Source organism: Geomicrobium sp. JSM 1781026 (assembly GCF_041949955.1).
Classification (GTDB): Bacteria; Bacillota; Bacilli; order Bacillales; family Marinococcaceae; genus Geomicrobium_A.
The window spans coordinates 297,903-315,351 of the sequence record NZ_JBHFQF010000003.1; the positions used below are offsets into that span (position 1 = coordinate 297,903).

A 17,449-nucleotide genomic window follows, 5' to 3' on the forward strand; every position below is an offset into this window, starting at 1 on the left:
CACACTATAGAAACTGAAAATCTTACCATAGAACTTCTAATGGTAAGATTTTCGCTAAATAGAGGCTTAAATGAGGAGAAATCAGCTCATAGACGTTCTGCCAGCCCCAACGCCCCAAGAGAAACGTATACAGGCGCAAAGGTCACTTGACCCTTGCGCCTGTACGTGTGAGGCTACCCAAAAAAGCTGGTAATGAACATGCCGACGATCGGTCCGATGATCGTAAAGCCTAGAATCACTGCACCAATAGCCAAAACGGGGGACAACCCTTTTTTCTTACGTTCTTCGGCAAGGTCCTGTCGTAGCCCGCGAATTTCTTCGAGTATTTCTTCTTCTTTATCCAACGTTACACCCCCCCTTTTTGCCCGATATAGAGGAGATGAGACGAACTGCCGAGCATGTAAGGGTTCGTTGCTTCTTTAATGAGCCACTCTGTCACTTCTCGATCTTCTTTCCGTGTTCGCCAATACGCCCACTGTTCTTCGGTAATCATTGTACCTACATTCGAACCGATCAATTCTTTCGTTTCGAACCCGAAAGATTCCATAAACGGAACAATGTTTTCAATGTCATAATAGTACGCCCCTGTAAACCGCCCTCTTTCAGCATGGTTGAACATACCGGTTTCATTGAATGACTTGATGGCCTGGAATTCATCATGTGGTGGCCATTTATGCGGGTTCGTGAGTGCATTTAATACGTGCCGTGTTCTCGGCATAAATGCCACGAAAATCACGCCTCCCATACGAGTCACACGGGCTAATTCTTGAACCGCTAGCCGCCGATCGGCTTCTTCTTGCAAATGATAGAGAGGACCAAGCATGAGCGCGGCATCAAAGGTATCATCTCGAAAGCCGGACAAATCTCTTGCATCTTTCGTATAAAACCCGTCCATCGACGCATGTACGCCTGCATCTTTTGCGTGTTGCTCGGCTTGTACGACCAACCCGGGCGTCAAATCCGTCACCGTCACAGTGTAACCACTGCCCGCAAGTGCGATTGCATACTTCCCAGGACCAGCGCCATTATCCAAAATCGTTCCGGATTTCGGCAAGTGCTTTCTCATATAGTGAAGATTCACTTGAAACTCTACGGGTTCGCGGTCCAACCTGCCCCACTCGTCAAACTGTTCATAGTAAGACCGGACTTCCCTCATCAAAGCTGCTCCCATTCTTCTCGTAAAACCCCCATACGAATGGAGTCATAGTAGTGATTATTATAAAACCGAACGTTCCGAATTCGCGCCTCCATCTTCATGCCAAGCTTCTCGGCAACACGAACCATACGCTCATTCCCTGACCAAGTCGTCAGACCGACACGTACGAGCGGTAGCGTCGAAAAGAGGTGATCCATCCAGAGACGTAGCGCCTTTGAACCACTGCCCCCACCCCACCACTCTGGATCGTAAATGCCAATGCCCATTTCCAACCAATTCTTCATCTCGTCCTCATAATAGTACGTGACCGTGCCAATGACAATGCCATTTGCCTCAATGACCCAACCGTCATCGGAATTGACCCACTCGTCTCTCCTTTCCAAAAATCTATTAAGAGGCATTGTACGATGCGTGAAGTACGGTGCGTCCCACTTTTTCCATTCGGGGTTCTCCTCGCGATACAACAACTCCCATAACCGCTCCATATCTTCGTCTCGAACCGGCCGAATCGTAATCTCTCCATCGGTGTACATTGAAATACCACTCCTTTTTATAAAATGATATCATTAATCTTTGAAAAATTGGGGAATAGGGACGATAGATAGCGGGAGGTGGCGAGTGTTGAAACTTTTGAGTTACGGGTATTGGAGAAAGGGCCAAGTTCGGGCGATCTTTGATCGATTTCCTGACTCGACGGTGACGTTTCGACCGATTGCCTCATTTTATTTTGTGTATATGATTGATTGGTCTGAGCGCGACTTGTATGTGACACGTGAAGACCTCGCGCAAATGGAGACGCTTATGAATGATGAGTTAGGACTAGGTGATGCCTATCGAAAGCGTAAACGTTTCTATTCAAGTAGAAAAAGTCATGATAGGCTTATGTAGACTGAACGTTGGGAGGCCTTTTCAATGACGCTCCTCTTTTTTATCTGTTTAATCTTTGTGGCGTCGGTGTTGCAAACGAGCACAGGGTTTGGGTTTTCCATCATGGCTATGCCTCTACTTCTGCTCATCTTCCCCCCACAAGAAGCGATTCAAATTAATATCATCTTAACGATCTTCATTTCTCTATTCCTTATCGGCAAGATTCGCGGGTCGTTGCATGCGCCTTTGTTAAAACGAATTATAATCAGTAGCGTACTCGGCGCGCCGCTTGGTTTCCTCTTATTTGTCACCGTGAACATTGACCTGTTTAAACTCGGCATTAGTGTCGTGTTATTGTTGCTCACCGTCTTACTCATCACGCGTGTATCCATTCGTCCCACGAAGAATAGAGATTATATCGTTGGCGGATTTTCTGGATTGTTTACGACGAGCATCGGAATGTCGGGCCCTCCGATGTTGCTTTATTTCACTGGCGGTGACGCTGAGAAGAATCGGGTCCGGTCAACAACGATTGCGTTTTCGCTTTTCATCAATACGTTTAGCCTCATTGCCCACATGTCACTCTTAGGAACGAACCGTATCGTTTGGGAAACGATCCTCTATTCCATTCCAGTTGTACTGATCGGCATCTTTGCCGGACAGAAACTGTTTGATTGGCTTGATCAAAAAACGTTCAAACGAATCTTATACGTCATACTCGGCGGAACCGGCCTATACTTACTCATTGAAAGCATTGTCACGATGATTTGATGAAGCCTCATTCGCTCCTCGTAACAATATGCAGTTGTTCTCGAGGGGCCTGTTGGACAAAATGCTTTTCAATAAACTCGAGCACCTGATCATTGCCCGGCATCGTCGCCTGCTCTTTTGCCGCTTCAATCGTTATCCACCGGTATTGGCTATGTTCATCATTTAAGACAATCGGTGTTGAGTCTTTCACAAGCCCGACAAACACCGGGGCGAGATAAATTTGATTTCGGTCCGGTGAATAGAACTGATCAAATGTATTGGACGTGTACAGAGAAACGTCTGTAACCCCCGTTTCCTCTTCAATTTCACGAAGAGCCGCTTCCCTTCCTCTTTACCTCCACCAATGTAGCACCACGCGCCTTGAAGGGGTGCGTCGTTTCTTTTTAATAGCAATACGTGGTTGTTCTTTAGCAGCACAGCTGCGATTCCTGAACTGTTGATCGGCACATTCACGATGCTTTCAATCCTTTCTAGGGCTTTGTTCCATTCAGCATTTTTCCATCGGCCAATTACTCTGCTCATAATAAAAGTCTGCAAATAGCTGTAGTGCTTCTTCGTAAGAAATGCCGTCATTCACAAAGAGGCTTGTTCGAGTGGCATTGCCTCAAACCCGTACGCCCCCTCTTCTCCCGCTACTTGAACCGATATCCCCGAGTGATGCGAATAACGATTTATCAGGAGTCGCAGCCTCAACAGCTTTTTTCATTTCCCCTGTCGATTGTCTTCCCCCTTTACCATATTTTTTAGCATCTGTTCAGATGTTCGAATAACAGCAGGAACAAGTGTGGGCAGTTCGGTTAATACACGATTTAGCGCATGCTCGACACGCCCGCCCTCGAAAACATTCATTGCTACAGGAAGCTCCTCCTCATCAAGCACAGCCAACCTGCCAGCCGGACAAACCGCAACATCAATAATGCGATCTTCATACAAGACATAGGATTCAGTAATTTCAGTTTGACCGACAATGTTGATGTAGGTGCCAATAAGACGGTTTCTTGTATCTCGAAATACATATACGTTGTACGGACGGTCGGTCCAATAAAAAGCACACGTACACCCACCTTTAGGAACGGTAAGTGTGAACTGATTCGACTGTATACGAAAAGGCTTCTCGATGTGATGGTACAATACTGCTTCTCGTTCAGGTCGCACGAAAAGCGGCACACACATGTACTCTTCAATCACACCATCGTACCGCTCTTTCCTCTCAATCATCGAAGCACCTTCTTGTAATTCTTATTGATGATGGGAATGCGAATTTCAAACCGATCGGCATCTGTTTCATACTTCTCATGCTTGATCGGCAACGCATCATAATACGATTGATCATTGCTCGTATACGGCACATACTTACTAGATTCAAGCCATTCGTTCACCTGCATATACGTGGCTTCAATGGACCCACCTTCATGGGCGGTTACGAGATACGTCATTTCTGGAATAACGAGCTCTACAAATCCTGGAGGCACCTCTTGTTCTTCACTCACATGAAACGCTGAGTAGTATACGAATCCGTCCGGCCGCGTATGGTAAGAGAGCCCGTATCTGACGTGCGGCTCTTTAATATCCACAAGCTCCTTCTTTCTTTGTATGGACTGCTCGATGAGCATGGGAATTTCTTCAATGCTTGTGAACGAGACGTCCAGTTTAAGACCAATAACCCGATAGTCAGGTAACGTTTGAACGTAAAAAATAGATCTCACCTCTAATTATTTTACTATTCATTATAATGAGTGTAGTTCTAGATCTCAACTTTATCCTTGGGTCATTTGCCGGGGCACGGTTTAGGGATAAAATCTTACCGTAGATGATTCTAAGGTAAGATTTCCCTTGTTTTACGAGACGTTTTACTAAAAATCCTACCACAGGAACGAGAAAAATTACCATAGAATGACCAATGGTACGAATCTCAGCCGAAAACGCTAGCAAATTCGAGAAAATCTTACCATAGTGGATGACTCCCTCAGCGTAGAAAAATGCGGCGCCTTACAGCCCCGCCCCGATCATTCAAACGCTACCTATAATTGTGTTCACCCTACTGAATTGCTTCCGGCATGTCATATACGCCACGTTCTTCAATGTGTAATCCCATGTCGAACCCGTCGTCTTCAAGTTCGTTCTTACGTTCTTCAGCTTCCTCAAACGTCACATAGTACCCTTCTTCAACAAACACACTGCTGTCTTCAGCGTGCAAAATTCTCACTTGTTCTCCACCCATCTCCTGAAAGTCTGTTTCCGCTCTTTGAATGTCCTCGACGGTCTCACCTTCAGGTATGGAAGCGGTTCGGGGTGAGTAAACGGTCGTGTATTCTTCTTCTGTTTCCATCTGGCGCACATCGGTGACGATCTTCGCTGGATTGTGCATTTCAAATATTTCAAATTCAATTGCTTCTTGAACGTACACTGCATATTGAATCGAAGCATCATCAAAATAAGGTACGGTCTCCATCTGAGAAAATAAGTTCATGTTCGATAAATCAGGCACATCTGCTGGCTGACCACGAATGCCACTTAACGTGTACACGAGTCGTGAAGGGTACGTTTCTTTCGTTACTTCAAAATCATTTGGGATGTCTACGGGATCTTCGATCTCGTCATATACCCCTTCATATATATCAAATACAAGCCGTTCATACTCATCATGAGTTCCTTGATCGATGTTCCCTACGACTCTACCATCTGTCATTTCTCCACCAGTAAATGTTCCAGCCTGCACATACTGATCCTCTTTCGTCGTGGCAGACGCATACTCTTCTCCTACAAGTTCTTTTACTGCTAGATCTGTATCTTCTCCATTCTCTTCAAACTCATCGTTTTCTTCGTTTGGATTCTCTTCTTCCTCAATCGCTTCTTGCTCCACGCTCGGTTCCGTCGATTCATCAAGATCCCCATCATTGTCAGATGCTATTTCCTCTACATCATTTCCACAAGCGGTTAACAAAACAACACCTAAAACTAGTGCACCCCATCTTCTCATGTTGTTCCTCCCTAAGGTTGTTCGTAAACAAATAAAGAAGAAGGTCTCCCTTCTTCTTCGCTACCTTCGACCGGTAATCATTTGGAATATAAGCACAACGAGTGCAACGATCAGTAGTAAATGTATGAGACCTTCACCAAAGCCACTAATGAAACCAAGTAGCCAAAGTACAAGTATAACGATAAAAATCGTCCATAACATGGTAGATTCCCTCCCGTTATTTTGAGGCATATGAATAGATGCCCGTATTACAGGGGAGTTAAACCGATAACTGTTCCAACCATTAATAATTGGGTCTATTGAATGAGTCATACTATTACTACGAACTGATTGAAAAGCCTTCCTTTACCGTTCTAACGGACAAATTACACACCGTTCTAAATCTTCTTTTTTATTTTCGATGCGATGAAATAAGCAGCACGTCTTGCGCGTACACGACGTTCCGTAAATCGCTTCTTCTCGTAAGTAAGGGGACATTGGGTTATGTGCGAGCCCAAAGAGCGATCCTTCTGCTTCTTTTAGAAAAGTAAAGTCAGATTGAATCAGAATTTTCTCCTCTACTGTCAAAGGAAGTTGTAACAACTTCCTATACACTGAATGAATACGAATCGCTGTATTTTCCCAAAGGATCCTTGAAGAGATCCGGACTTTCGTTAACGCTTGAATGAGAGGGGTAAAATGCTCTGTAAAAAATTGCTGTAAAACGGTTCGTCTCCATGCTTCTCGGTTCTCTGAATGACACATCCGCCATACACATTCGTTTTCATGGACACACAGCTTTTTTCGGTCGCCATTAAACACACACCCTTTCAGAGGCATCGCAAGTGCACAATGGTAGTTACCTAAGCTATACAGCAACGAGCCGACGGAAACACGAGCATAATATTTAATAAAGAGTGAGGCGGCAACTTTGATGTTCGGTGCTTCAATCCTCTCCATATACTCTGTTAGAAAATCACGACAACGTTGAGGATCGAGCATTTCGTCCATACGAAAGCCAACCGTCGATTGGGTGGATCGTTCAATTCCGAATGAAGACAGGTTATCTATGGTTACGGTATGACTCATTTTGTCTCACCCTTTCGAATTCAGCGTGCAAGTGTACGTACATCATTACGTCTAATCGCCTTTTTCCCGTACGGAATTGTCATCGGCGTACCCGTAACTGGATCAGGAATCACCTCACACTCCAGGGAAAATACCGCTCTCATCATCTCTGGCGTCACAACTTGTTCTGGCTTACCTTCTGCATAAACGGTTTGATCTTTAAGTGCGATCATATGATCAGCGTATCTCGCTGCCAGATTCAAGTCATGCAACACGATGACGACCGTTTTCCCTTCCATTTCATTTAGCGTGTGGCAAAGATCAAGAATCTCTATCTGATGGGCAACATCGAGGAAAGTCGTCGGTTCATCAAGGAGGAGAATCTCCGTCCGTTGTGCGAGAGTCATCGCGATCCACGCTCGTTGCCGCTGTCCACCTGAGAGCGATGCAATCGTCCGATCTGCAAGGTGTTTGACACCTGTTGAGGCCATCGCCTCGTTGACGACCTGCTCATCTTCAACAGACCATTGCTGCAATAAGCTCTGGTGAGGATAACGACCTTGTTTCACAAGCTGTTGCACGGTAATTCCCTCCGGGCTACTTGCGCTTTGCGGTAGAACGGCCAATTTCTTGGCAATTGTTTTCGTCGACAATTGCTGAAGTTCATCTTCCGCTAATCGAACGGTTCCTGCCATCGGTTTTAAAAGTCTAGCTAACGAACGTAATAGTGTCGATTTACCACACCCATTTGCGCCCACAAATATTGTGATCTTACCCTTTGGAATTTCGATATTTAAGTGATTAATAATCACGTTGTCTCGATATCCGAGTGTCAGAGATTCTGTTTGAATCATGTTCTCACCTCATTATTGATGACGGTTCCGATAGAGCAAGTACAAGAAGAAAGGTGCACCAATCGCTGATACAAATACACCCACCGGTACATCCAGAGGCAAAAAGGCCGTTCTACCAATTACATCTGCACTAAAGACCATCATTCCTCCAATCAATGCAGCCGCGGGCACAAGAACGGCAAAGGACTTGCCAAACAACAACCTTGCAATATGGGGTGCCATCAGTCCAACGAAGCTAATGCCACCTGCAAATGCGACGGCAACACCTGCCAACAATACACTTATACTAATCATCACGAACCGTTGCACTTGCATTCGTGCGCCGAGACTTGTCGCCACCTCTTCACCGAGCTGGTGGACGTGCATCGCTCGGGTCAAAAGCAAAGCGAGTGGAATGCAGACGATAACCCAAGGAAACATATGCCCGACATCGGTCCACGAAGCCCCGTACACACTGCCTGTCATCCATACGTATGCCTGACTACTCGTGTTCAATGGACTGAATACAATCATGAGTGTCGTTAATGCACTCAATAGTGCATTAATTCCAATCCCGATTAAAATAAGACGAATGGGAGAAATGCCGTCTTTCCATGCGAGCAAGTAAATGAACAGTGAAACGACTGCAGAACCAACCATAGCGGCCAGCGGTAACCAACTAAGAGACACGATACCGCCTAACGTTGTGATAAAGAACACAGCCGCAAGTGCACCTCCGCCTGTAATCCCAATAATGTCAGGTGATGCGAGCGGATTTCTTACCATTTCTTGCAATATTAAGCCGGACACTCCTAAAGCCGCTCCGGCAAACAAGGCAACGAGCATTCGAGGCAAACGCAAACTTTCTATAATGAACGTTGCCGATCCTACATCCATTCCTAGTACATATTGAAAAATCGTAATCGGGGATATCCAAGTGCTACCGAGCATTAACCCAATAGTCATCAGGACAATCATCGAGCAAAACAACAACAGCATCATGAGCCACGGCTTCAATTGGAGTTGTAGAGAGAGTGCGCCTGACGATGAACGTATATTAACGACCTTTTTCATGACTGCTTAAATCCTTTTCTCGCAATATAGATAAAGAACGGTGTGCCGAGCAACGCCGTAACGACACCAATCGGAATTTCTCTAGGCTGAATGGCTACTCTCCCAATAACATCTGCACAAAGCATAAGAATTGCGCCAATTACCATGCAGTAGACGAGCAACCACTTGTGCCGATGACCTACTAGGAAACGAGCGATATGCGGGACGATTAATCCTATAAAACCAATCATGCCTCCAACAGCTACAGCACCACCAGCGAGTAACACAGCAACCCCAATAATCATCAGCTTCACAACCCATACTCGTTGTCCAAGCCCTCGTGCAATATCATCTCCGGTATGCAACAAGTCCATCGGCTTGGCGATTAAAAATGCGAGTATAATGGCAATAAAAGTAATCGGCATAATTGGAAGAAGCATGTCAATTGATCGATTGGAAACCGTTCCTGCCATCCAAAGAAGAACGCGATCAAGGTTCGCTTCATTGGTGACGAGCAACCCTTGGGTTAATGAAACGAATAATGCCGTGATCGCTGTCCCTGCAAGTACGATGCGAACTGGTGATACATCTGGGCTACCGACGGTTCCAAGAATATAAACCATAATGGCTGCAGCGAGGGCACCCGCAAAGGCAAACCAAAGAAGTGCCGGCAACGCTTGAATGGAGAAAAACGAAATGGCAGCCACAACAAAGAATAAAGCACCGGCATTAATGCCAAACACTCCAGGAGAGGCCAAAGGATTCCGTGTTAACGCTTGGAGAAGTGCGCCAGCAACCGCAAGACTCACCCCTATAAAAATAGCGGATGCTGCTCGAGAAAGCCGGTGGTACAAAATGACGTGATCCGCATTGGTAGCGTCGAAGCTACGAACAGCTTCAAGTATCGCTCCAGGAGCAACATATTGCTGACCGACTTGAATGCTTGCATACACGGAAAGAATGAAAAAAACGATCAAGACGAAAAGTCCTAGTATTTTCGCCTTCGACGTTCGTAGCAACTCACGCATGCCTTCCCTTATTCTCCGTCTTCAAGTTCAAAGATTTCATATAGGTCATCAAGCATTTCGTTTGCAGCTATAAAACCTGCACCCATGCTCCAAATCACTTCATCGACCATCTCTACTTGATCTTGATCCACGGCCTCGAGTTCACCCCAAAGTGGATGGTCTGTCCATAACTGCCAAGCTTCATCTAACTCGTCTGCTTCTTGGTTGCTTTGCATATAGACAAAGAACATGTCGCTTTCAAGCTCCGGTATGCTTTCCGTGTTCGTAAGCTCAATAAATGTTTCATCGGTTTCATACGCCTGTTGCTGATTGTCAGGCATTTCAAACCCCGCATCGCTTAATACACTTCCCGGAAACCCCTCAACAAACAATCGCAACGAATCTGACCTAAAGTTAATTACAGAGCGTGTCATCGGCCACTCGTCTTGCGTCGATTCCATTTGCGATTGAAAGTCTTCAATACGTTCATCCCAATGATCCAACAACTGTTTTGCTTGATCTTCTTCCCCGAGCGTCTCTCCCATAATTTCTAACGTCGCCTTAAAGTCATTCAACTCTTCTAGCACAACTGTAGGAGCAATATCTGAGAGTTGCTCGTATACCTCTTCATGGCGGGATTGGGTTGCGATAATTACATCAGGTTCAAGCGCCGCAATTTCTTCTAAGTTTGGTTGAATCTCATCACCAACAATCGTACTCTCGCTCAAGTCATCTCGTAAGTATTCGTATACAGGCTGCTCTAACCAAGATTCGACAATGCCTACAGGTTCATATCCAAGTGCAACCGCTGTATCGTTCGCACCTTGAAATAAGGTAACGACATTCTCTGGTGTTTCCTCAAACTCTGCAACGCCAAGATGATGTTCTACTTCATACGCAGACATACTTTCTGCATCTGTACTCACTGTAGAAGTGCCCTCATCATCCCCACACCCTGCAAGAAGTATGGTCCCACCGAAAATTATATATGATGTTTTTTTCATAGTTTCCTCCACTTTCGTTGATAATGATTCTCATTACTGATTATATGACTATACGAACGAGAGAAACATAGACGAAAGTGACTTAACCCTGCATTATTCTGATTTAAGTGACGAAAAACTCGACCAACTTGTTGAGAAAGAGGTTATGAGAATAGGCATTATAACTCGTGTATAAATGCTTCGTATCATAAAGCGCGAATATGCGATTGTTTTGAACAGCCTTCAACAATTGCCATTGCTTGGTTTCCTTGAGTGTATGCAATTGTCTTTCGATCGCATTCTGATCAGGTAATCGGTCATGGCTTCGATACAACGTAAGAATGATATAATCCGCATCCATTCGTAGCAAATCTTCTAACCCTATTGGCCGTAAGTGGGCAATTCTTTCGACTTCTTTCGGTGCTTGAATATGAAGGTCATCGTAGAGCACGGCTCCCATATTTCTCATCCCATAGATGCAGTAGCCTTGTTCACCGACCCCAATAACGACGACAGTACCCTCTCCGATTTGAAGTTTGATGCGATCTCGAATGGTTTTTGCCTTCTCGTCATATTGCTTTAACCATTGCTTTGCATGCTCTTGCCGATGAACGATATCAGCCACTTGTTGAAAGTGCTCTCTCCACGTCGATGTATACGGTAAGTTAACAACCGGAGCAATGTTGTTCATTACATCAAGCCGGTTGCCGCTCTCTTGCAAAATTGAAGCCTTTTGTATAATCACATCAGGTTGAGCATCCAAAATCTTATTCACATCCGCTCGCTCCCGACCGATATCTAGTACACCGGCTTCTTTGAGTGAAATCGGATAAGATTCGTTCATGATTGCCGCATATGGAAAACAGTCCAACGCTAAAAGGTGACCGGTAACGAGATGATGAAGCGAGGCTACTTTCGTTGTTCTATTCCTCGTTTTCATATAATGATTTGGAGAGTATCCTGTTTGTTGTTTAAACTGTCGACTGAAATAGAATTCATCGTTATAACCAACTTTAAGGGCCACTTCCCGAATCGTTGCTCGGTTTTGTACTAAGAGCTGTTTCGCATGTGTGAGACGAACATGATTTAAATATGAAATCGGACTCTGTGCATAACGTTCTTTGAATACTCTCGAAAAATAGTCTCGGTTTAGACCGGCTTTTTGCGCAAGTTGTGTTCGCGTCATGGAGGTTGAGAAATATTGGTCAATGTATTGTTTAACCACTTCGAGCCGTTTTGACAATGTGTCATCATTGCCATCATTTATTTCTCCATAAATAATATATAAAATTTCATAAAAAGTGTATGTGGGTCTGTATCCATGAACTTCTTTCATATGAGCCAATGCAATCAATTGCTGAACCTTATGGACAAACTGCTCATTCTTTTGAAATGTCAGGCTAATTTTTTCCAATGGAACCTTTGACATCGATGCATTATGTTTATCTTTATCATACGCTTCACAAACCAATACATAATGAGCAGAGCGACTGCCTAATTGATCTACAGTCGTTACGCTACACGTATCTCGGTCGATCGTTATGTAAAAACCATCCTCGTTACTGACTTGTCCATTTTTCAAATGGATGGCCGTTACAAAATGAAATGTATATGAGTTTACCATCTGTAGAAAAGTCGTTTTGCTCATAAGATTCTCCTTCCCATTGAAAATGAAAATCATTATCAACATAATACCATGAACAAATTCCGACCTCAAATGCTCATCTTCGTGGAGAACGACGCATCCACCTGGGCTGGTAGCACTTCGGCACATGCGACCAGCCACAGGCAAAACGTTAAGGCAGAGTGATGATCCTCAGTGAATGGGCTTCCAGGGGCATCACACGAATGACTTGTTGTTGATCCATGTCCATTACATCAACAAATTTACGGTTTTTGTAGGCCAGATACGCGCGTCTCGTATACGGATTGAGTGCAACACTTACGAGTGTACGTCTTGTCGTCACCGTGTTTGCAATTGTATTCGTCACTACGTCTAAAACGGTAATGTATCCATCACCATTAGTTACATACACTGCATTCCCCACAGGGTCCAATTCCATTTGTTTCGGGCTGCCTCCAACGAGTATTTCATCTAGAAACTCCAAAGAATCGCCATCATAGATCGAGACCGTTCCCCCGTCATAATTTGACACGTACACAAGATTCGTCCTTTCATCGACCAACACGTCACTCGGATTGGCGAGTCCTTCAGTAAAAGGGCCTAGCACTTCATTCGTCGAACCGTTTACGATATTCAGCTCATTAGAGAGCCCCCCTCCGCTAACGACATACACGACATTCGATTTTGCATTGACTGCTAATGCTGTTAATCGACACGGGAACTGCCCTTTCCCGATGAGCTTCTCTTGTGTAAACGTGTGACCGTTAATGACAAACAGTTGTCCCGTTAACGTTCCAATATAGACACGGTTTGTCTTGAGGTTAAGGGCAATTGCCTCAGGACTTGGGAAAAGCGATTTAACCGTGATGTGCTTGATCACCTTTTCCGTCTCAGCACTATATACAGAGATCATATTGGGCGCTTCTCCTGGGGCGACGTACACAACGTTTCGAACCGGATCTACGGCAATTGCACGTGATAAAAAGGTCGCGGGTAACGTTCCAACACGTGTTTCTGTATGCCCTGCAAATACTGAAGTATTTCCTGTGGTTGGCATAAGCGTATACACTTTATTTAAGCCTGTGGGAACAGTTGGAGTGGTTGGTAACAGCGGGGAAGTGGGACGAGACAGACCATTAATTACATTGTTGTAAAGGACAATCCAGCGCCGACCATCTTTCATCCTATTCCTCCTTACATTCAAACTCTTATATAATATGTCGAAACGCTGATCGCCCGTGTAGGTCACAACCCTACAAAAAGCTCCCGGTTTTTTATGAAAACCAGGAGCTTTTGTATTGGGAATCCAACGTTTTTTTATCGATTTTACCGACGTTTGTGTACGGAAGCGCGTCCATTGAAATGAGCTGCCTTGGGCGCTTCGATGTTTGTAATCGTTCTTCCAAAAACGTGTGCACGTCATCTACCGTGTTATTTGCGTGGGCACCGAGTTCCACAAATCCGATGAGGCGCTCTCCATACTCATCATCTGAAGCCCCAATGACAGCTGCAGCCTTTACCGCCTCATGTTGCAATAATACCTGTTCCAACTCAATGGGATACACGTTCACACCACCAACAATGACGAGGTCATCCTTTCGCCCTAAAAGATAAAAGCGACCGTGTTCGTCAAACCAACCGACATCTCCCGTGCCACTACTCGACGATTGACTAGACCATGTGTTTACAATATGGATCTCACCCGTACTTCCCACTGGTTGCTGCTTATCACCATCCATGACAACAGCACGCATACCGCGGATTGGTCGACCGATTGTACCCGGTGACTCCTGTAAATCCCTCGGCGTAGCAATGAAGTTTAGCCCCGTTTCTGACGTTCCATATAAATTGTAGAGAACCATACCGAGCGTTTTTTCTGTTCTTCTAACGAGTGAATCGTCTAGTCTTGCCCCACCAGAAGCCATGCAACGGAGCGTTGTTAACTGCTCTGGGGGACACGTATCAAGTAAACGCTGAACGATCATCGGGACGACTGTCATCACATCCACTCGGTGATCGGAAATGAGCTTCCCAGCTGTTGTTGCGTCAAATCGCTTCGTAAAATAAAGCGTTTTACCTGTGATTAGAAACAGGAACAACACAGCAATGCCGTACCCATGATAAAGTGGTGTGGCAACGTATGCCCGTTCTCTATTCATAATTTCTAGCTTGGATATGAAATCAAGAAACGGATCGAGAAAGCGAAAAAGCGACGGCGAATGAGCAGCTGACTTCGGCGTCCCCGTCGTCCCACCTGTAAATAACACTAACCGTCCACTTGATTTGCGGCCGACTGAAGGCCGACCTGGTGCGGTTTCATTCAGCTGTTGCTCACAATTCCAAACCGCAATGCCCTCCGTATTTGGCTCCGCAGTATTGTCATGGATAATAAGGGTAAAGCTTTGTTCGTCATACAAATCTTGTAACTCCGGCTCCCTTAAACGAGAGGGTAATAAATAGACGTCGGCACCTAGCCTGGACACTGCAAACACCGTTGCCACAAAATCGATATGATTGGCACACATAAACGCCACCCGGTCATTATCCCGCACACTTTCGGCTAATGCTCGTAACTTCCTTCTCGAAAGGTTGAGCAGTTGATTGTACGTGATCGTCCGCTCGTCATCGGTCATCGCCTCATGGTGTTTATACTTTGCTGCGGCGATCTCTAAAAGTGTCATGAGATTCGATCCTGAACGAAACATGGCGATGACTAAATGAACGATCGTTATTGGCGATAGCATCCCGAGGTGACGGAGTACATTTAACAATTTAACGATCTGCATCGTTTCCCCTCCGTCCCGCTGAGTAATCTCGTAAATTCCTGCGATGAAGCGTTATGTACTGCAGTGGGGATAACCACCACGGGCGCACAGACGTCTGGCGCTTGTAGATTGCCCGTCCAACCCGGACAGCGACTTGGTCGACACTCATCGCCGGTGCTTTACCGTACGCTTTTGTCGGTTCAATCATCGGGGTGCGAACGAGTGGCAAATACATCGTTGTCACAACAACGCCTACACGTTCCAATTCTTCAGCTGCACTTCTAAGCCAAGCATCAAACGCTGATTTTGACGCCTGATAAGCAGAGAAATGAGGCATCGGAGGCAAGCATGCATTGATGGTAGACATACTAATCACGTGCCCCCCACTCTCCTCAAGTTCAGGCAGAAATGATAGCGTCAGATGAACCGGCGCAAAGTAGTTGATCACCATCGTCCTCGTAAAGTCGTGCATGCGGGACGCGGATTCTCGAACTGGTCGCCGAATGGAGTGCCCCGCACAGTGCACCAACACGTCAATTTGTGGAGAAACGTCACGAGCAAAATCAACAAACCGCTCCCGTGACACCTCCTCGCGAAGGTCGATACCGTATACGTCAATGTGTGCTCGTTCTTTATGCAATGATTGTTGGAGCGACGCTAACCGTTCTAGTCTTCTTGCCGCAAGAATGAGGTGGCAATCTGATTTGGCGAGAACCTTGACGAGTTGTTCTCCAATTCCCGAACTCGCCCCTGTAATGACAATGGTTTTTCCCGTCACCTCGTCATCAAGTTTCTGTTCATTTAGCTCGAGTCGCGGATATAATAATCGTTCGATCAACCGCATAGTACCTCCTCCCCATCCAATATTCCCATTGTATAATAAGAAAACGGCTTTTGGATATTTTAAACAAATAAGAACGTCTATAAAAATGAGGGGTTAGCGATGGACAAAAACGAGATTTATACGTTAGCAAAAAACAAGGGGCTAGACATTGACTCGTCAACAATCACACTTAATCAATCCGGTGTCGATTTTCTGGTCGCCCATGCCAATGACAATCATGGGCGCCGTTGGATTCTAAGAATACCGAGAAAAATTGAATCGATGCGACACGCCGAGCAAGAGAAAATGGCGTTGGACGTTATTTCAGAACATGTTCCGTTTCAAGTTCCAGTTTGGTCAATATTCTCAGATGAACTCATTGCTTACGAGCAGTTAAGCGGCACCCCTGCAGGCACCATTGATATGGAAAAACAAGCGTATGTTTGGCAGATCGATACCTTACAAATCCCTCCCGCTTTACCGACTCATTAGGAAGATCACTCGCAGCATTACACGCCGTACCGACAGGATCACTAAATAACACTGGCGTAGCCATTGTTGAAACCGGACAACTGAGGTGCTCAATGAAAGAAAGAATGATGACGGTGAAAGAACATTTCTCCATTCATCCTGGACGGTGGGAGTATTGGCAAGCTTGGCTCGCCAATGATGCGATTTGGCCTGAACATACAGGCGTGAAACACGGGGATCTTCATCCAGGTCACCTTCTTATTAACTCGGATAAACAAGTGACAGGAATGATCGATTGGACAGAAACCGGTGTCGGTGATGTGAGCATTGACTTCGTTGGGCATTATAAACTCTTTGGTAACACCGCGCTTCAAGACGTACTGGCTGCTTACGATAACGCTGGTGGCAAAACTTGGACGCAGATGGACGAGCACATTCGCCAATTGCATCAAGCAGAAGCGATCGTCGTCGCTGAATACGCCCTCGCCTCTGAGAGTAAGGACATGCACGAGATGGCCGTCCAGTTACTTCAAGTAAACCCATATGAAAACCACGGAAACGAGTCATAATATGAGACTCGCGTGCATACACATGTATCACAAATCGACGCGAAACAGGCCATTTTACACTTGTTTCGTGTCGATCGCTTCGCCCCTTAATATTTTCGGTACATTCCTTGAGACCGGGGAGCCGTAAATTGAAACCCGTACTGCTCATACAAGTCACTCGCCCGCCCGTCTGCAATTAAACTCACATACGAGCCTGGATATGTATGAGCATCAAGATAATTCGTAATCTCCGACATGATCACTTTTGCTAGCCCTTGTCCTTGATGAGTCGGCTTCACAACAATGTCGACAACTTGGAAAAACGTCGCCCCGTCACCGATCACCCTGCCCATTCCGATAAACGCCTCGTGATCATACAGACAGACGACAAACTGTGAATTCTCCAGCCCAATTTCTGCCGCTTCAATTGACTTTCCGCTCAATCCCCCATCAAGACGCAACTCGTTGTATTGTTCTGGACGTGGTGCAGCGTAGCTCACTTCATATTTATTTTTCATTGT

General features: G+C 45.5%; 20 protein-coding genes and 1 pseudogene. 3 read left to right on the top strand and 18 right to left on the bottom strand.

The features are described 5' to 3' along the window. Window positions 1-173: 173 nt before the first annotated feature. Genes ACE1TF_RS06765 through ACE1TF_RS06775 form a run of 3 tightly spaced genes read right to left on the bottom strand, consistent with a single transcriptional unit; the run spans window position 174 to window position 1,689 of the window. Window positions 174-344, bottom strand: coding sequence for a hypothetical protein (locus ACE1TF_RS06765; RefSeq protein ID WP_193744284.1), 171 nt, complete (start codon window positions 342-344; stop codon window positions 174-176). 2 nt (window positions 345-346) lie between these two features. After that, window positions 347-1,156, bottom strand: a complete 810-nt coding sequence (locus ACE1TF_RS06770) for a class I SAM-dependent methyltransferase (RefSeq protein ID WP_375015413.1) — start codon at window positions 1,154-1,156, stop codon at window positions 347-349. After that, entirely contained in the window at window positions 1,156-1,689 is a 534-nt protein-coding gene (locus tag ACE1TF_RS06775) for a GNAT family N-acetyltransferase (protein WP_042397088.1), read from the bottom strand. The genes ACE1TF_RS06770 and ACE1TF_RS06775 overlap by 1 nt, the downstream gene beginning before the upstream one ends. Window positions 1,690-1,774: 85 nt before the next feature. Between ACE1TF_RS06775 and ACE1TF_RS06780 the strand changes: the two genes are divergently transcribed. Both ACE1TF_RS06780 and ACE1TF_RS06785 read left to right on the top strand, forming a co-directional pair. Further along, entirely contained in the window at window positions 1,775-2,044 is a 270-nt protein-coding gene (locus ACE1TF_RS06780) for a hypothetical protein (RefSeq protein ID WP_375015415.1), read from the top strand. 24 nt (window positions 2,045-2,068) lie between these two features. After that, window positions 2,069-2,794 carry a sulfite exporter TauE/SafE family protein gene (locus ACE1TF_RS06785; RefSeq protein WP_042397082.1) on the top strand — a complete coding sequence of 242 codons (726 nt, stop codon included), beginning with the start codon at window positions 2,069-2,071 and terminating at the stop codon, window positions 2,792-2,794. A 7-nt stretch (window positions 2,795-2,801) separates the two neighbouring features. On the opposite strand, the gene ACE1TF_RS06790 is transcribed toward ACE1TF_RS06785, so the two are convergent. From ACE1TF_RS06790 to ACE1TF_RS06855, 14 genes are all read right to left on the bottom strand, one after another. Then, window positions 2,802-3,098 carry an NUDIX domain-containing protein gene (locus ACE1TF_RS06790; RefSeq protein ID WP_375015678.1) on the bottom strand — a complete coding sequence of 99 codons (297 nt, stop codon included), beginning with the start codon at window positions 3,096-3,098 and terminating at the stop codon, window positions 2,802-2,804. A gap of 398 nt (window positions 3,099-3,496) precedes the next feature. Continuing rightward, window positions 3,497-4,012 (bottom strand): ribonuclease FAU-1 family protein, encoded by a 516-nt coding sequence (locus ACE1TF_RS06795; RefSeq protein ID WP_375015418.1) that lies wholly within the window; start codon window positions 4,010-4,012, stop codon window positions 3,497-3,499. After that, window positions 4,009-4,500, bottom strand: a complete 492-nt coding sequence (locus tag ACE1TF_RS06800) for a GyrI-like domain-containing protein (RefSeq protein WP_042397078.1) — start codon at window positions 4,498-4,500, stop codon at window positions 4,009-4,011. Before ACE1TF_RS06800 ends, ACE1TF_RS06795 begins: the two co-directional genes overlap by 4 nt. 332 nt (window positions 4,501-4,832) lie before the next feature. Further along, entirely contained in the window at window positions 4,833-5,774 is a 942-nt protein-coding gene (locus ACE1TF_RS06805; RefSeq protein WP_375015420.1) for a hypothetical protein, read from the bottom strand. 60 nt (window positions 5,775-5,834) lie between these two features. Then, entirely contained in the window at window positions 5,835-5,975 is a 141-nt protein-coding gene (locus ACE1TF_RS06810) for a lmo0937 family membrane protein (protein WP_152548890.1), read from the bottom strand. Window positions 5,976-6,119: 144 nt separating this feature from the next. Next, window positions 6,120-6,842, bottom strand: a complete 723-nt coding sequence (locus ACE1TF_RS06815; RefSeq protein WP_042397073.1) for an IucA/IucC family C-terminal-domain containing protein — start codon at window positions 6,840-6,842, stop codon at window positions 6,120-6,122. A gap of 20 nt (window positions 6,843-6,862) precedes the next feature. Further along, window positions 6,863-7,675, bottom strand: a complete 813-nt coding sequence (locus tag ACE1TF_RS06820) for an ABC transporter ATP-binding protein (protein WP_375015423.1) — start codon at window positions 7,673-7,675, stop codon at window positions 6,863-6,865. A gap of 12 nt (window positions 7,676-7,687) precedes the next feature. Continuing rightward, complete coding sequence (locus tag ACE1TF_RS06825; protein ID WP_375015425.1) at window positions 7,688-8,728, bottom strand: FecCD family ABC transporter permease; 1,041 nt, start codon at window positions 8,726-8,728, stop codon at window positions 7,688-7,690. Then, window positions 8,725-9,684 carry a FecCD family ABC transporter permease gene (locus ACE1TF_RS06830; RefSeq protein WP_375015427.1) on the bottom strand — a complete coding sequence of 320 codons (960 nt, stop codon included), beginning with the start codon at window positions 9,682-9,684 and terminating at the stop codon, window positions 8,725-8,727. The genes ACE1TF_RS06825 and ACE1TF_RS06830 overlap by 4 nt, the downstream gene beginning before the upstream one ends. A gap of 59 nt (window positions 9,685-9,743) precedes the next feature. After that, a complete protein-coding gene (locus tag ACE1TF_RS06835; RefSeq protein WP_375015429.1) occupies window positions 9,744-10,718 on the bottom strand; it encodes an ABC transporter substrate-binding protein in 975 nt (324 codons plus the stop codon). A gap of 103 nt (window positions 10,719-10,821) precedes the next feature. After that, window positions 10,822-12,345: an AraC family transcriptional regulator gene (locus ACE1TF_RS06840; protein WP_042397065.1), complete on the bottom strand. Its 1,524-nt coding sequence runs from the start codon at window positions 12,343-12,345 to the stop codon at window positions 10,822-10,824. 148 nt (window positions 12,346-12,493) lie between these two features. Beyond that, the gene (locus tag ACE1TF_RS06845) at window positions 12,494-13,504 is read right to left on the bottom strand and encodes a YncE family protein (protein WP_375015431.1); all 1,011 of its coding nucleotides are present in this window, start codon (window positions 13,502-13,504) and stop codon (window positions 12,494-12,496) included. Window positions 13,505-13,595: 91 nt separating this feature from the next. Beyond that, window positions 13,596-15,107: a class I adenylate-forming enzyme family protein gene (locus tag ACE1TF_RS06850; protein ID WP_052363419.1), complete on the bottom strand. Its 1,512-nt coding sequence runs from the start codon at window positions 15,105-15,107 to the stop codon at window positions 13,596-13,598. Next, window positions 15,094-15,924 carry an SDR family NAD(P)-dependent oxidoreductase gene (locus ACE1TF_RS06855; RefSeq protein ID WP_375015434.1) on the bottom strand — a complete coding sequence of 277 codons (831 nt, stop codon included), beginning with the start codon at window positions 15,922-15,924 and terminating at the stop codon, window positions 15,094-15,096. The genes ACE1TF_RS06850 and ACE1TF_RS06855 overlap by 14 nt, the downstream gene beginning before the upstream one ends. Before the next feature lie 105 nt (window positions 15,925-16,029). On the opposite strand from ACE1TF_RS06855, the pseudogene ACE1TF_RS06860 reads away from it, so the two are divergent. Next, window positions 16,030-16,949 (top strand): annotated as a pseudogene (locus ACE1TF_RS06860) (macrolide 2'-phosphotransferase). A gap of 86 nt (window positions 16,950-17,035) precedes the next feature. Here ACE1TF_RS06860 and ACE1TF_RS06865 read toward each other — a convergent pair. After that, window positions 17,036-17,446: a GNAT family N-acetyltransferase gene (locus ACE1TF_RS06865; protein WP_375015436.1), complete on the bottom strand. Its 411-nt coding sequence runs from the start codon at window positions 17,444-17,446 to the stop codon at window positions 17,036-17,038. Window positions 17,447-17,449 lie beyond the last annotated feature (3 nt).

Coding starts and splice junctions, on each gene's coding strand:
- ACE1TF_RS06770 (WP_375015413.1), bottom strand. CDS start 1,156: ATGAGGGAAGTCCGGTCTTACTATGAACAGTTTGACGAGTGGGGCAGG.
- ACE1TF_RS06775 (WP_042397088.1), bottom strand. CDS start 1,689: ATGTACACCGATGGAGAGATTACGATTCGGCCGGTTCGAGACGAAGAT.
- ACE1TF_RS06785 (WP_042397082.1), top strand. CDS start 2,069: ATGACGCTCCTCTTTTTTATCTGTTTAATCTTTGTGGCGTCGGTGTTG.
- ACE1TF_RS06795 (WP_375015418.1), bottom strand. CDS start 4,012: ATGATTGAGAGGAAAGAGCGGTACGATGGTGTGATTGAAGAGTACATG.
- ACE1TF_RS06805 (WP_375015420.1), bottom strand. CDS start 5,774: ATGAGAAGATGGGGTGCACTAGTTTTAGGTGTTGTTTTGTTAACCGCT.
- ACE1TF_RS06810 (WP_152548890.1), bottom strand. CDS start 5,975: ATGTTATGGACGATTTTTATCGTTATACTTGTACTTTGGCTACTTGGT.
- ACE1TF_RS06815 (WP_042397073.1), bottom strand. CDS start 6,842: ATGAGTCATACCGTAACCATAGATAACCTGTCTTCATTCGGAATTGAA.
- ACE1TF_RS06820 (WP_375015423.1), bottom strand. CDS start 7,675: ATGATTCAAACAGAATCTCTGACACTCGGATATCGAGACAACGTGATT.
- ACE1TF_RS06825 (WP_375015425.1), bottom strand. CDS start 8,728: ATGAAAAAGGTCGTTAATATACGTTCATCGTCAGGCGCACTCTCTCTA.
- ACE1TF_RS06835 (WP_375015429.1), bottom strand. CDS start 10,718: ATGAAAAAAACATCATATATAATTTTCGGTGGGACCATACTTCTTGCA.
- ACE1TF_RS06840 (WP_042397065.1), bottom strand. CDS start 12,345: ATGAGCAAAACGACTTTTCTACAGATGGTAAACTCATATACATTTCAT.
- ACE1TF_RS06845 (WP_375015431.1), bottom strand. CDS start 13,504: ATGAAAGATGGTCGGCGCTGGATTGTCCTTTACAACAATGTAATTAAT.
- ACE1TF_RS06850 (WP_052363419.1), bottom strand. CDS start 15,107: ATGCAGATCGTTAAATTGTTAAATGTACTCCGTCACCTCGGGATGCTA.
- ACE1TF_RS06865 (WP_375015436.1), bottom strand. CDS start 17,446: ATGAAAAATAAATATGAAGTGAGCTACGCTGCACCACGTCCAGAACAA.